Annotated in this window: 14 protein-coding genes and 1 pseudogene; 7 read left to right on the top strand and 8 right to left on the bottom strand. The window is 59.8% G+C overall.

Annotated elements, in window-relative coordinates; all coding sequences use genetic code 11:
- Entirely contained in the window at window positions 1-456 is a 456-nt protein-coding gene (locus KSS97_RS02465; protein ID WP_198797052.1) for a YiiD C-terminal domain-containing protein, read from the top strand.
- A gap of 156 nt (window positions 457-612) precedes the next feature.
- On the opposite strand, the gene cysQ is transcribed toward KSS97_RS02465, so the two are convergent.
- Window positions 613-1,440: a 3'(2'),5'-bisphosphate nucleotidase CysQ gene (cysQ, locus tag KSS97_RS02460; RefSeq protein ID WP_217860995.1), complete on the bottom strand. Its 828-nt coding sequence runs from the start codon at window positions 1,438-1,440 to the stop codon at window positions 613-615.
- Window positions 1,437-2,003, bottom strand: a complete 567-nt coding sequence (gene nudE, locus KSS97_RS02455; RefSeq protein WP_030141533.1) for an ADP compounds hydrolase NudE — start codon at window positions 2,001-2,003, stop codon at window positions 1,437-1,439. Before nudE ends, cysQ begins: the two co-directional genes overlap by 4 nt.
- Window positions 2,004-2,091: 88 nt before the next feature.
- On the opposite strand from nudE, the gene yrfG reads away from it, so the two are divergent.
- Window positions 2,092-2,754 carry a GMP/IMP nucleotidase gene (yrfG, locus tag KSS97_RS02450; protein WP_030141534.1) on the top strand — a complete coding sequence of 221 codons (663 nt, stop codon included), beginning with the start codon at window positions 2,092-2,094 and terminating at the stop codon, window positions 2,752-2,754.
- 100 nt (window positions 2,755-2,854) lie between these two features.
- On the opposite strand, the gene lysM is transcribed toward yrfG, so the two are convergent.
- On the bottom strand, window positions 2,855-3,304 hold the full coding sequence (lysM, locus tag KSS97_RS02445) for a peptidoglycan-binding protein LysM (RefSeq protein ID WP_030141535.1): 450 nt from the start codon (window positions 3,302-3,304) through the stop codon (window positions 2,855-2,857).
- A 134-nt stretch (window positions 3,305-3,438) separates the two neighbouring features.
- On the opposite strand from lysM, the gene KSS97_RS02440 reads away from it, so the two are divergent.
- From KSS97_RS02440 to KSS97_RS02425, 4 genes are all read left to right on the top strand, one after another.
- Entirely contained in the window at window positions 3,439-4,326 is an 888-nt protein-coding gene (locus tag KSS97_RS02440) for a LysR family transcriptional regulator (RefSeq protein WP_030141536.1), read from the top strand.
- 93 nt (window positions 4,327-4,419) lie between these two features.
- On the top strand, window positions 4,420-5,259 hold the full coding sequence (gene fdhD, locus KSS97_RS02435) for a formate dehydrogenase accessory sulfurtransferase FdhD (RefSeq protein WP_217860993.1): 840 nt from the start codon (window positions 4,420-4,422) through the stop codon (window positions 5,257-5,259).
- Window positions 5,256-7,604: an FdhF/YdeP family oxidoreductase gene (locus tag KSS97_RS02430; RefSeq protein WP_198797050.1), complete on the top strand. Its 2,349-nt coding sequence runs from the start codon at window positions 5,256-5,258 to the stop codon at window positions 7,602-7,604. The genes fdhD and KSS97_RS02430 overlap by 4 nt, the downstream gene beginning before the upstream one ends.
- Window positions 7,605-7,838: 234 nt before the next feature.
- Window positions 7,839-8,315, top strand: a complete 477-nt coding sequence (locus KSS97_RS02425) for a glycine zipper domain-containing protein (protein ID WP_030141539.1) — start codon at window positions 7,839-7,841, stop codon at window positions 8,313-8,315.
- Between the two features lie 85 nt (window positions 8,316-8,400).
- Here KSS97_RS02425 and KSS97_RS02420 read toward each other — a convergent pair whose 3' ends face one another.
- From KSS97_RS02420 to KSS97_RS02400, 5 genes and pseudogenes are all read right to left on the bottom strand, one after another.
- A complete protein-coding gene (locus KSS97_RS02420) occupies window positions 8,401-8,820 on the bottom strand; it encodes an acyl-CoA thioesterase (protein WP_030141540.1) in 420 nt (139 codons plus the stop codon).
- Between the two features lie 49 nt (window positions 8,821-8,869).
- A complete protein-coding gene (locus KSS97_RS02415) occupies window positions 8,870-10,096 on the bottom strand; it encodes a 3-hydroxyacyl-CoA dehydrogenase (RefSeq protein ID WP_198797048.1) in 1,227 nt (408 codons plus the stop codon).
- A gap of 139 nt (window positions 10,097-10,235) precedes the next feature.
- Entirely contained in the window at window positions 10,236-10,463 is a 228-nt protein-coding gene (locus tag KSS97_RS02410; protein WP_030141542.1) for a hypothetical protein, read from the bottom strand.
- Window positions 10,464-10,792: 329 nt separating this feature from the next.
- Window positions 10,793-11,047 carry a colicin E3-like toxin immunity protein gene (locus KSS97_RS02405; RefSeq protein WP_198797046.1) on the bottom strand — a complete coding sequence of 85 codons (255 nt, stop codon included), beginning with the start codon at window positions 11,045-11,047 and terminating at the stop codon, window positions 10,793-10,795.
- A 7-nt stretch (window positions 11,048-11,054) separates the two neighbouring features.
- Window positions 11,055-12,289: pseudogene (locus KSS97_RS02400) on the bottom strand (colicin E3/pyocin S6 family cytotoxin).
- Between the two features lie 188 nt (window positions 12,290-12,477).
- On the opposite strand from KSS97_RS02400, the gene KSS97_RS02395 reads away from it, so the two are divergent.
- On the top strand, window positions 12,478-12,831 hold the full coding sequence (locus KSS97_RS02395; protein ID WP_030141545.1) for a DUF1493 family protein: 354 nt from the start codon (window positions 12,478-12,480) through the stop codon (window positions 12,829-12,831).
- Window positions 12,832-12,877 lie beyond the last annotated feature (46 nt).

The following is a 12,877-nucleotide window of genomic DNA, read 5'->3' as shown; positions in this document are numbered from 1 at the left end:
ATGAACCGCGACAGCACCTACCTGGAATCGATTCTGCACCGGGACATCCCGTTGACGCGGGACATGGGCCTGAAAGTGCTCGATTGGCAGGGCCGGCGACTGCGCCTGTTCCTGCCCCTCGAGGCCAACGTCAACCACAAGAGCACCATGTTCGGCGGCAGTCTGTACTGCGGCGCGGTACTGGGCGGCTGGGGCTGGCTGCACCTGGCCTTGCGCGAGGAAGGGATCGAGGACGGACACATCGTGATCCAGGAGGGGCAGATCAGCTATCCGCTGCCGGTCACCCGGGATGCGCACGTCGTCTGCGAAGCGCCTGATGAAAAAACCTGGAAGCGCTTCCTGGCCACGTATCGGCGCTACGGACGGGCACGGCTGGCCCTGCAGACGCAGGTGTTGAACGTGGACAGCGAGGACGTGGCGGTGCAATTCGAAGGGCAGTACGTGCTGCACCGTTGATCAAAGCAGCATAAAACCCGTGGCGAGGGAGCTTGCTCCCGTTCGGCCGGTCCGACGCCTCGGGCGCAGCAGACGCCTTTGGGGCCGCTTCGCGGCCCAGCGGGAGCAAGCTCCCTCGCCACAGAAGCAGTCCGAGCCAAAAGGTCAGATTTGATCTTAGGCGCGGGCAAGCTCCAACAACTTCCCACGCCACGCCGCCTTCGCCGGCAAAGCCAGGAACGAAGCATTCAACAGCGACTCCCGCGGCGGATAGCAGAACGGTTCGCCGCCCAGGCCCAACACCTCGCCCCCTGCACCTTCCAACACTCCCTGGGCGGCGGCGGTGTCCCACTGCGACGTCGGCGCCAACCGTGGATAGCAATCCGCCGCACCTTCGGCCAGCAGGCAGAACTTCAACGAACTGCCGATATTGGTCAATTGCAAGGCGCCAAGGCTCTCACTCAAGCCGGCCAACAAGCGCTCCTGCTCCGCACTGGTGTGGCGGCGGCTGGCGACGACGGTAAACACTTCCCCTGGCGCCAATACGTTACGCACGGCGATGGGCAAAGGCTCGGCATTTTTATCGCCACGCCAGGCACCAAGCCCAGCGCCGCCGACATAAAAGCGCCCGTTGGTAGGCATCGAAACCACGCCGAACACCACCCGTCCCTCTTCGACCAAGGCGATGTTGACGGTGAACTCTTCGCTGCCGGAAATGAATTCCTTGGTGCCATCCAGCGGGTCCACCAGCCACCAGCGTTTCCAGGTCGCACGCTCGCTTTGTGCAATATTGGCGTCCTCTTCGGAAAGGATCGGGATATCCGGCGCCAGCGCGGTCAATCCAGCGACGATCACATCGTGAGCGGCCATGTCGGCGGCGGTGACGGGTGATTCGTCAGCCTTTTGCACGACTTCCACATTGGCTCGCCAGAATGGCAGGATCGCCGCGCCGGCCTTGAGCGCCAGCTCGATCACCGGGGCGATCAGGGGATGGGGGTAATTCATGGCAGGTAGGCTCCACGCTGGGTCAGCAGGTCGCGGGCCAGATACAGCGCCGCCAGCGCCCGGCCTTCGGTGAATTGTGGATTCTGGGCCAGGGCCCAGAGCTCGCCCAGGTTGACCTTCTCGACGCGCATCGCCTCGGGCTCGTCGCCCTCCAACCGTTCTTCATACAGATCGGTCGCCAACACCACTTGGATTTTCTGGCTCATGTAGCCAGGCGACAATGACAGCTCGGTCAAGTGCTCCAGTTGTCGCGCGCCAAAACCGGCCTCTTCCTTGAGCTCCCGTTCAGCCGCCGCCAGCACGTCCTCCCCGGGCTCGATCAGACCTTTGGGCAGGGACAGCTCGTAGGCATCGGTACCGCCGCAGTACTCTTCCACCAACACCGCGTGGTCGGCGTCGAGCATCGCCACGATCATCACCGCGCCGTAGCCTGCGCCCTTGCTCGCCAGCCGCTCATAGGTGCGTTCCACACCGTTGGAAAAACGCAATTGCAATTCTTCAACGCAAAACAGGCGGCTGGTGGCGACGATCCGTCGGTCGAGTATGGTGGGCTTCTGGCGCATAAACGGCTCCCTGGGCGATAGCGGGCTACTATACCCGGCCTATCCTGATTGTTTGTGTCGGATATCTGATTACCGCTGGAGAAGTTTGATGGCTTTATTGCCCTGGCACGAGATCGACACGGTGCTGTTGGACATGGACGGCACCCTGCTGGACCTGCATTACGACAACCATTTCTGGCTGGAGCACCTGCCCCAGCGCTACGCCGAACTGCATGGCGTCAGCCGCGCGATGGCCGAGATGGAGCTGCAACCGCTGTTCGAACGCAACGCCGGCCAGTTGCAGTGGTATTGCCTGGATTTCTGGAGCGAGGAACTGAAACTGCCGGTGCGCGAGTTGAAGCTGGAAACCGCGCACTTGATCGCGTTGCGCCCGGACGCCGATACGTTCCTGGCGGCGATCCAAAGGGCCGGCAAACGGGTCGTGATGATCACCAATGCCCACCGAGATTCGCTGTCCTTGAAATTGGAACGTATCGAACTGGCTCCATATTTCGAGCGCTTGATCAGTTCCCACGACTACGGTTTCCCCAAGGAGAACCCGCAGTTCTGGGATGCCTTGCAAGCCGACCTGGATTTCGACCCGGCCCGCAGCCTGTTTATCGACGACACCCTGCCGGTATTGCGCAGCGCCCGGGACTTTGGCGTCGGCCATCTGCTGGCGGTCAGCGAACCAGACAGCCGCAAGGGGCCGAAGGATACGGGGGAGTTTGAGGCGGTCGGGGATTATCGGGACTTGATTGCCGGACTTTGAACCGCACCGCCTTCATCGCGAGCAAGCTCGCTCCCACAGGGACATGTGGTCAACTGTGGGAGCGAGCTTGCTCGCGATGAAGACACTGCAAGTCTGAAGATTACTCAGGGATACGCAGCACCTGCCCCGGGTAGATCTTGTCCGGGTGTTTCAGCATCGGCTTGTTGGCTTCGAAAATCTTGTTGTACTTGTTCGCATCGCCATAGACCCGCTTGGAAATGGCACTCAAGGTGTCGCCCTTCTCAACGGTGACGAACCTGGCCGCCGCCGCAACCGGCCCGGTGACCGTGATCTGGTCATCCACGCCGCTGATACCGGCAACGTTGCCCAGGGCCAAAAGGATTTTTTCCTTTTCCTCCTGCGTCGCGGCTTCGCCCGTGGCAATGACTTTTTCGCCTTCGACTTTTATCTGGATCCTGGAAGTATCTATACCTGTCAGGGCATCTTGTACGTGCTTGGTCAGCGCCTCGCTGTTGGCTTCGGCCTTGTCGGGCGTCAGCGCATCAAGAATTTTTTCACCGGCATCTTTTAAAAAACTGAAAAGGCTCATGGTTGTCTCTCCCTGGGTTCAAATGTCCAGACGCAAAGCCTAGACCAAGCCCACCGAACCCGCTCCCCAACCGACCGATGACCCCGCCACGCGCAAGCGCTAGAATCCCAACCTTCAAGCGCCCTGGAGCGAAGATGGACATCAAGCAACTGAAATTTCTCATTGCGCTCGACGAAACCCGTCACTTCGGCCAGGCCGCCGCTCGTTGCCACATCACCCAACCCACCCTGTCGATGCGCTTGCGCAGCCTGGAAGAAGAGCTTGGCCTGCCACTGGTCAACCGCGGCCAGCGCTTCGAGGGTTTTACCGCGCCAGGTGAACGGGTGCTGGCCTGGGCTCGCACGGTGCTGGCCGCCTACGACGGGCTTCAGGCCGAAGCGGCGGCCTGCCGGGGCAACCTGGTGGGCACGCTGCGCCTGGGCGTGGTGCCGCTGTCAAACTTCGATCCGCTGTCGATGATGCAGCGCCTGCACGCCGACCACCCCAGCCTGCGTTTCGAATTGTCGTCCCTGAGCTCCGAGCAGATTCTCGAACAGTTGGCGAACAACCGCATCGACCTGGGCATTTCCTACCTGGAACGCCTGGACAACGATCGTTTCGAGGCGCTGCCGTTCAGCCATACCCGCATGGGCCTGCTTTACGACCAGCGGTTTTTCTTTTTCGATGAACAACCGCTGAGCTGGGAAGCGCTGGTCGAATTGCCCTTGGGCATGCTCACCAGCGGCATGCATTTTCGCCAGTCCATCGACCACAACTTCCACAGTCGGGGGTTATCACCCCAGCCGCTGTTGCAGACCGACGCCGTGCATCAGCTGCTACAAGCCGTTCACGGCGGGCTGTGTTGCGCGGTGGTGCCATTGGAGGGCGGCCTGCACGACATGGCCGAAGACCTGCGGATCCAGCCCATCGAAGGAGCGCAGTCACTCGTCCCGCTCGGCCTGATCATGCGTCGCGGCGCCCCGCGTTCGGCGCTGGCGGAGGCTTGTTTCGCGCTTTATCAGAAATCAACAAGCATCTCTTGATCGACGTCATCTATTGGAAGATCAGTAATAGCGATTAGACGTGGCAGATTGCCGCATTTAGTCTTACCACTATTCCTACTTTCAGTGATGCCCATGAACGACAAGCCTCCGGTCTGTCCAACGCCTGACGTGGAACTCTCCACCCCAGCCGCCAGCCAGAGCTATCGCTACTGCAACCTGGACCACTCCGACTCGGACAGCACCGCGCTGGCCGAGGAAGTGGCGTTGGCCATTGCCTATAACGGCATCAGCCAGGCTGTCATGTTGGTCACGCCCACTGATCTCGAAGATTTTATCGTCGGTTTCAGCCTCGGCAGCGGCATCATCGAAGACCCCGCGGATATCTATGATTTGCAACTGAGCGGTGCCGGTTCGGCGCAATATGCCCAGGTCACCATCGCCAATCGCGCCTTCTGGAATCTCAAGCAGCAACGCCGGCAGATGGCCGGCACCAGTGGTTGCGGACTGTGTGGCGTGGAAGCCGTGGAACAGGCGCTACCCGACCTCAAGGCGCTGCCCGGGGCGCCGCTACCACCGGCGCCATGGCTCGATGGCCTGCGCCAACGCATCAGCCAGTTCCAGCCCCTGGGCCAGCACTGCGGCGCGGTCCATGCGGCATTGTTCATGAATGCCCAGGGCGAGCTGCTGCTGGGCCGCGAAGACATTGGCCGACACAACGCCCTCGATAAACTGATCGGTGCGTTGATCCGGCAACAAATCCCGGTAGCCGGCGGCTTGGCGATTGTCACCAGCCGTTGCAGCCTCGAATTGATCCAGAAAGTCCTGCGTGCGGGCATCCAGACCTTGGTCAGCCTGTCGTCGCCCACGGGCCTCGCCGTGCTGTGGGCCCGCCAACACAACCTCAACCTCATCCACCTGCCGCAGAAAAGTGCGCCGCGGGTCTATAGCCCTGCGATGGAGAAACAAGCGTGAGCAACTATCAACAAGCCAACCAGAAACCCGCACCGCGCTACAAGCCCTACAAGGGCCCGGCCGGTGGATGGGGGGCGCTGATCAGCGTTGCCCAGGCCTGGCTGACCAGCGATAACGCGCTGAAGAACATCCGCATGATGCTCAAGACCAACCAGAACGGCGGCTTCGACTGCCCCGGCTGCGCCTGGGGTGATTCGCCGGAAAGCGGCATGGTCAAGTTCTGTGAGAACGGCGCCAAGGCCGTGAACTGGGAAGCGACCAAGCGTCGTGTCGACGCGGCTTTTTTCGCCAAGCACAGCGTGACGTCGTTGCTGGAGCAGAGCGATTACTGGCTTGAATACCAGGGGCGCCTGACGGAGCCGATGAGCTACGACGCCGAAACCGACCGCTACAAGCCCATCAGTTGGGACGCGGCATTCGCACTGATCAGCAAGCATCTGAACGGACTGTCCAGCCCGAACCAGGCGGAGTTCTACACGTCGGGCCGGGCCAGCAACGAAGCGGCCTACCTGTATCAACTGTTCGTGCGTGCCTTCGGCACCAACAACTTTCCCGATTGCTCGAACATGTGCCATGAAGCCAGTGGCGTGGCCCTGTCCCAGAGCGTGGGCGTGGGCAAAGGCACGGTCACTTTCGACGATTTCGAACATGCCGACGCGATTTTCGTCTGGGGCCAGAACCCCGGCACCAACCATCCACGGATGCTCGAGCCGCTGCGCGAAGCCGTCAAACGTGGCGCCCAGGTGGTGTGTATCAACCCGCTGAAAGAGCGCGGCCTGGAACGCTTCCAGCATCCACAGCATCCGCTGGAAATGCTCACCAACGGTGATAAACCGACCAACACCGCCTATTTCCGCCCGGCCCTGGGCGGTGACATGGCTGTGCTGCGGGGCATGGCGAAATTCCTGTTGCAATGGGAACGGGACGCGCAGAACAGCGGCGGCCCTGCGGTGTTCGACCATGGGTTTCTCAACGAACACAGCGCCAACGTCCTGGAATACCTGGCAGTCGTCGATGAAACCCCGTGGGAGCAGATCGTCGAGCAATCCGGCCTGACCCTGGCCGAGATCGAGCAATCCGCGCGTATGTACGCCAAGGCCAACAACGTGATCATGTGCTGGGCAATGGGCATTACCCAGCACCGCCATTCGGTGGCGACGATCCAGGAAATCGCCAACCTGATGATGCTGCGTGGCAACATCGGCAAGCCAGGCGCAGGGCTCTGCCCGGTTCGTGGCCACAGTAACGTGCAAGGCGACCGGACCATGGGAATCAACGAGCGTCCGCCCGTTGCGTTCCTCGACACCCTGGAGCGGCGCTTCCAGTTCAAGGTACCGCGTGAAAACGGCCACAACGTGGTCGAGGCGATCCACGCCATGGCCGAAGGCCGGGCAAAAGTGTTCGTCGCCCTGGGCGGCAACTTCGCCCAGGCCACGCCAGACAGCCACCGGACCTTCCAGGCCCTGGGCAACTGCGACCTGACCGTCCAGATCAGCACCAAGCTCAACCGCAGCCACCTGGCCCACGGGAAGGAAGCGCTCATCTTGCCGTGCCTGGGGCGTACCGACATCGACCTGCAAGCGGAAGGCTCGCAAGCGGTGACCGTGGAAGACTCCTTCAGCATGGTCCACGCCTCCAATGGCCAACTGCAGCCGCTGTCGAACCAGATGCGTTCCGAGCCCTGGATCATCGCCGGCATCGCCGCCGCCACGCTGGGCAGCCGCCCAGTGGATTGGAACTGGCTCGTGGCCGACTACAGCCGTATCCGCGATTTGATCGCCGAGACTGTCCCTGGCTTCAAGGACTTCAACGAAAAACTCAAGAACCCCGGCGGTTTCTACCTGGGCAACAGCGCCGGTGCCCGTCGCTGGAATACCCCTTCGGGCCGGGCCAACTTCAAGCCCAACCGGCTGCCGACGGACCTGATCCATGAGCGCACCCGCGCGACAGGCCAACTGCCGGACCTGATCCTGCAATCGATGCGTTCGCACGATCAGTACAACACCACGATCTATGGGTTGGATGACCGTTATCGCGGCGTCAAAGGCCAACGCGACGTGCTGTTCGTGAACGAAGCGGACATCATCCGCCTGGGCTTCAAGCCAGGACAGAAAGCCGACATCGTTTCGCTCTGGGATGATGGCCGTGAACGTCGGGTCAAAGGCTTTACCTTGCTGGCCTTCGACATCCCCGCCGGGCAGGCCGCAGCCTATTACCCGGAAGTCAATCCTTTGGTGCCGCTGGAAAGCACGGGCGACGGCAGCTTTACCCCAACCTCGAAGTTCGTGGCGATCCGCCTCGAAGCCGCGAGCGAAAACGGGTTGATCCTGGCCAAGTCGGCCTGACGCAATCCTCAGGGGGCGGGCTTCCACGGTACTTCCAGACGCCCACAAAAAAGGCCGTTTTCCAATGAAAACGGCCTGTCTGAAGTAGCTAAAGACCGGCGAAATTCGGTTAAGTTCCAGCCTAAAAACAATAACTTAGAGAATTGTGCACAAGTCGTGTTACTCGTCGGATTTCGATTGTAACCAAGCGAAGCCAGCCTCAGGATCGCGCCGTCATCCCTTTGAGGCTCCTCTATGAAGTTCTCCTCCATTCTCTTGTTGTCCCTTGGCCTGATCAGTGGCGTCGCGTCTGCCGGCGGTACCGCCGAAGCAGGTGTAGGCGGCGCATTGGGCGGGGTTTTGGGTTCGGTCGTCGGCCAGTCCCTGGGCGGCAACACCGGCTCCACTATCGGCGCAGCCCTTGGCGGCGCGGGTGGTAGCGCAGTCGGCGCAGACAAGCATAGCCGCGGTGAAGCGGCGATCGGCGGCGCATTGGGCGCAGCCGGCGGTAACGTGGTCGGCCGCAGCGTAGGCGGCACCACCGGTAGCCTGATCGGTGCCGCTGCTGGCGGTGGCGCCGGCGGCGCGCTGGGCAACTACATGGGCAAGGACGACGATGACGACCGTTACGAAGGTCGCCGTGGCGATCGTCGCTACTATCGTGACGGGCACCCGGGTCGCGGCCATGCCTACGGGCATCGCAAGAAGCATCACCGCTACTACCGCGACTAACGGCTGACTTTTCTACCAGCCGGTAAAAGATCGCAGCCTTCGGCCGTTCTCTTCAGAGACTGACCGGAGGCTGCGATTTTTCGTTTCAGGCCACCAACCGTTCCAACGCTGCGCGTAATCGATCAGGAATCGCCACGGGCCGATTCGATGCCCGATCCACGAAAACATGCACGAAGCGCCCCGCCGCGCAGGCTTCGTCCTCGTCCACCTTGAACACCGCCAGCTCGTACTGCACCGAACTGTTGCCCAGTTTGCCGACCCGCAGGCCAACCTCGATCCGGTCTGGAAAAGCGATCGAGGCAAAGTAATCGCAGGCCGAACTCACTACGAAGCCCACCACTTCTCCTTCGTCGATATCCAACCCGCCGGTTTCGATCAGGTAGGTGTTCACGGCCGTATCGAAAAAGCTGTAGTAGGTGACGTTATTGACGTGACCGTACACATCGTTGTCGTGCCAGCGCGTGGTAATGGGCTGGAAGTGCAAGTATTCCGTGCGTTGGGGCATCAGTTGTCCTTGGGTAATCCGGTTTTGGAACGCAGGGCAAGGCTCGGCATTATCGCTGGGAGAATCCTTTGCCTTGCGCAGCCAGCTCGCCGATCAAACGGGCGGGTTTCCATTGGTCGCCCTGCTTGGTTTCAAGCGCCAACAAGCGCGCATGGATGTCGTCAAGCCCTTGCTGGTCAGCCCAGGCCATCGGGCCGCCCTTGTCTGCGGGGAAGCCATATCCGTTGAGGTAAACCAGATCGATGTCGTGAGACGACTCGGCGATGCCTTCCTGGAGGATCTTCGCACCTTCGTTGACCAGGGCCAGCAAGCAGCGCTCGAGGATCTCCTCGGTACCAATGTCACGCCGCTGGAAACCCAGCCCCTCGCTGACCCGCTGCACCAGCGCATCGACCTCGACATCGTGTTCAGCCTGGCGACTGCCTGGCTCATAGTGATAGTACCCGTTGCCGCTCTTCTGGCCGAACCGGCCCAACTCGCACAGGCGGTTGTCCACTTGCACCTCGGGCGCGTCCTGGCCCTGGCCCGCCAGTTCCCGGGCACGCCATTCCAGATCGATCCCGACCACGTCGTACATGCGAAACGGCCCCATGGCGAAGCCGAAGCCTTGCAGCGCCGCATCGACCTGATGGGGGAGCGCCCCCTCCAAAAGCATCTTGCGCGCCTCCAGCACGTAGGGATGCAGCATCCGGTTGCCAATGAACCCATGACAATTACCCGATACCACGCTTACCTTGCCCATGCGTTTGCCCAACGCCAGCGCTGCGTCCAGCACCGCTTTCGACGTCTGTGCGCCGCGGACGATTTCCAGCAGTTTCATGATGTGCGCAGGGCTGAAGAAATGCAGGCCCAGCACCTGGGTTGGCCGACGCGTGGCGGCGGCAATGGCATCGATGTCCAACGCCGAAGTGTTGCTTGCCAGCAGCGCCTCGGGTTTGAGCATGCCGTCCAGCTCGCGGAATATCTTCTGCTTGAGTTCCAGATTCTCGTAGACCGCTTCGATTACGAGGTCCACATTGCGGATCGCCGCGTAGTCATCCGCCCTCGTTACCCGGGCGATCCGCGCGTCGGCTTCGCTTTGTTCGAGTCGGCCCTGGCGTACGTTATGGGCATAAGTCTCGGCCACCGTGGCCAAGGCCTGCTCAAGCATTTGCGGGTTGTTATCGACCCATTGCACAGTGACGCCGGCGTTGGCCAGGCACATCACGATGCCACGGCCCATGGTGCCTGCACCGACCACGGCGGCGCGCTGGATATCGAAGGTTGTCTGGCTCATGTTTGCTCTCTTGTCGGCGATCCAAGGACAGCCATCACCATAGCCAGCCACTGACTTTTTTTGAAATTTATTCGTGTGATGCCGGGCATTCAGCGGATGGATGCAGCTCAGAGGTAAATGAGCACAGTCACGGGCCGGGTCATTCGGTTGACGTTAGATAAAAATCAAGCTCTGCGGGAAAAGCCAACGACGCCAAGCGCCCAATTTCGATAATTTGTGTCTTGGAAAGTTTGAAATCAGCGCCAATATAATCGGTGTTGTCAGTCCAAAGCATCAATGGCATCAAGTCCTTTATAGACAGGTTGATGCTCTGTTCAAATACCAATTCGTCCTGGCCTGGATAAAATCCCAACACAGCAAAATTCATGGCTCTACCTCTCTCGCTGTATACGCTTTTTTCGGGAGCGTTATCGCTTTGCCACGAAGCGATCCAGGCGCTTTGATGTCTCGTCTCCGGTCATTAGACGCGTTAAGGTGCGCCGTCGATCCATGAATCGGCTGCATCGGACCAGCAAAAGACAGGATTCCCTTTACTCATTAGACAAGGAGAAAAATCATGTTGAGCAAACTGACGTTACCTACCGTCCTGATCACAAGCTTCTTGCTAGGCGGTTGCATGAGGCTATCTGAAGTGCCACCGATGCTTGCCGGGGTCGAAAAGCCGGCCGTAATTGCCTCGACCTCGTGATCTTACGCTCACCACTCATCTCGATAGTCAAAAGATACTTGATAGTCGTACCTCGACAAATCCAGATAATGTTTGAAATGTGGCTGGAGGATTCCAACCCATTCGCCGACGACATCAAGATTTCCGTTATTAATATTATTTCCCGAAGGAATATTGAGTTCATCCAGAATCTCGGTGTCGCTTCCGAAATCCTTTGAATACTCTTTCTCGACCAATAGCTCGGATACTTTATCAAACCACCTCAGCCTAATTTTCAAACCCATGGCGTCCTCATAAATACTTCTTGATGTTACGTTTCGGATTTCGTTTTTTCTTTTGCTCACCCGTAAGGTGATCGAATGCACCGAGATGGCCCCCATCGCTTGAACGATACACTTCTAACTCGGCGTGGCTAGAGTCCCACTCGTAAATTCTCCTGCCCTTAGCATCAATCCAACGCTCCCGGAAACCGCCGCCACCTTGACGGGGAGTCTTTGCTTTAACTTCAGTAAGACCAGCGAAGCCTGAAATTTCGTTTGTCTGAGGTGCGTGATGATACTTATGCGCTGGCTCCGGCAACCCTTTGCGCCGAACATTCAAAACTACATATAACGGCGAAACCCCAGCCCCCACCGGAAACACAAGAATGAAATCCTTGTACTCCGGTGGATAGATCGGATTGACGATGATGCTGTCCGCCATGGGCGTCGGCGGGAAGATCCAGATGCGCGGCGCCTGTGGCGCAGCTTCCAACGCTGGAATGCCCAACGTCGCGGAAGGGTCCACTGCCGGCGTCCAGATCAACTCGACCCCGTCGCCGAAGTCTGCCACTTGCTGCTCGCCGCGGGCCTGGAATGTCACCACCGGGATCATCTCCCAGTCGCGTCTTGACTGGGTGTTGTAGCCGTAACCTTTAAGCGTCCCGTCGGGCTGGGTTTCGACATGTAGGCGAACCCGGCTGCGCGCTTGTTCAAGGGACCTTAGTTGCTCTTCGGTGTACAGCGAACCGTCGCCCAGGTTCGAGGGCATCAGCAGCCCCACCAATCCCACCAGTGCGCCTGCCGCTACCGGCGCCGTGATCGCCGCGCCAGCGCCAAGGAGGCCAACGCCGTTCCACCCAGTGCCAGCGTGCCAACACTTGCGGGCAACGCTCCGCTGATGGTCTTCAGCGGTACGCAGCCTGACGCGTCTACCTCTCGGCCGCCCAACAACGTGAAGGCGCCATAAGCGCTCAGCATCTCCGTCGGGATGTAACCGGTTGGATTGTGATAATCGATGATCGCATCGGGCAGTTCGCAGGACTTGGCGAACACGCAGCCTTTGATACGCGGGGCTTCCTTCTGATGTATCTGGCTCAGCCGCTGAGTCATGTACGCCTCTTGCCGAGCGAGCATGTCCTCATGGGCTTTATAATCGGCGTCTCGTTTTGCCAGCTCGTCCGGGGTCATGTCCCGCAGGACTCTGTGGCGCCAGTCATCACCTCGGTACTCCCAGACTTGGGGAATATCGCCTTTTCCTTTCGCCATGCTTCGTCCTTGCTCGGTCAGCGCCAACTCAATGCAAGCGGCGCGGAGAACCTTACCGAGTAAGCGGGGCAATGCTCACCAGACGATTCCGAGCATGACGTGAGACTTTTCTTCTTTTTGAGAAACGATTTCGCCCTAAACTTGCCAACCGTACAGCCCTGCCATTCCTACCAGTCGGATCCCCCAACATGCACTTCGCCCCAGACTTCCCCGACGATGCCGTCATGCGCCAACTCATGGAATTGCTCCACGAAGAGATCGGCCTGCCGGAACGCAAGACCCTTCGGCTGGAAACCGCGATCAATCACGATCTAGGCTGCGACGGCGCGGATGCGCGGCATTTGATGGAAACATTGGAAGAGCGGTTCGCCGTCGAGCTCATCGACTATGACGCCTATCGCTATTTCCAACCGGAAGGATTCGATGTATTTCAAAAGCGCAGGGCCAAGGGGCGCGCAAACAAGATGCCGCTGACCATCGGCATGCTGTACAAGGCAATCAAGGTGCAGCGATGGGATACGCAGGCATTGGAAGAAAACTAGTCGCGCACAAAAAAGCCGCCCTTGAAGAGCGGCTTTTTCATCTATC

This window comes from Pseudomonas alvandae, assembly GCF_019141525.1.
Taxonomy (GTDB): Bacteria; Pseudomonadota; Gammaproteobacteria; order Pseudomonadales; family Pseudomonadaceae; genus Aquipseudomonas; species Aquipseudomonas alvandae.
The sequence above is the reverse complement of the archived record's forward strand: the minus strand, read 5'-3'. Positions and strand labels throughout refer to the sequence as shown.

Excerpts from the sequence above, each read along its gene's own strand:
- KSS97_RS02410 (WP_030141542.1), bottom strand. The coding sequence starts at position 10,463 with ATGAATTTTGCTGTGTTGGGATTTTATCCAGGCCAGGACGAATTGGTA.
- KSS97_RS02415 (WP_198797048.1), bottom strand. The coding sequence starts at position 10,096 with ATGAGCCAGACAACCTTCGATATCCAGCGCGCCGCCGTGGTCGGTGCA.
- nudE (WP_030141533.1), bottom strand. The coding sequence starts at position 2,003 with ATGCGCCAGAAGCCCACCATACTCGACCGACGGATCGTCGCCACCAGC.
- KSS97_RS02425 (WP_030141539.1), top strand. The coding sequence starts at position 7,839 with ATGAAGTTCTCCTCCATTCTCTTGTTGTCCCTTGGCCTGATCAGTGGC.
- KSS97_RS02405 (WP_198797046.1), bottom strand. The coding sequence starts at position 11,047 with ATGGGTTTGAAAATTAGGCTGAGGTGGTTTGATAAAGTATCCGAGCTA.
- KSS97_RS02395 (WP_030141545.1), top strand. The coding sequence starts at position 12,478 with ATGCACTTCGCCCCAGACTTCCCCGACGATGCCGTCATGCGCCAACTC.
- yrfG (WP_030141534.1), top strand. The coding sequence starts at position 2,092 with ATGGCTTTATTGCCCTGGCACGAGATCGACACGGTGCTGTTGGACATG.
- KSS97_RS02440 (WP_030141536.1), top strand. The coding sequence starts at position 3,439 with ATGGACATCAAGCAACTGAAATTTCTCATTGCGCTCGACGAAACCCGT.
- cysQ (WP_217860995.1), bottom strand. The coding sequence starts at position 1,440 with ATGAATTACCCCCATCCCCTGATCGCCCCGGTGATCGAGCTGGCGCTC.
- fdhD (WP_217860993.1), top strand. The coding sequence starts at position 4,420 with ATGAACGACAAGCCTCCGGTCTGTCCAACGCCTGACGTGGAACTCTCC.
- KSS97_RS02420 (WP_030141540.1), bottom strand. The coding sequence starts at position 8,820 with ATGCCCCAACGCACGGAATACTTGCACTTCCAGCCCATTACCACGCGC.
- lysM (WP_030141535.1), bottom strand. The coding sequence starts at position 3,304 with ATGAGCCTTTTCAGTTTTTTAAAAGATGCCGGTGAAAAAATTCTTGAT.
- KSS97_RS02465 (WP_198797052.1), top strand. The coding sequence starts at position 1 with ATGAACCGCGACAGCACCTACCTGGAATCGATTCTGCACCGGGACATC.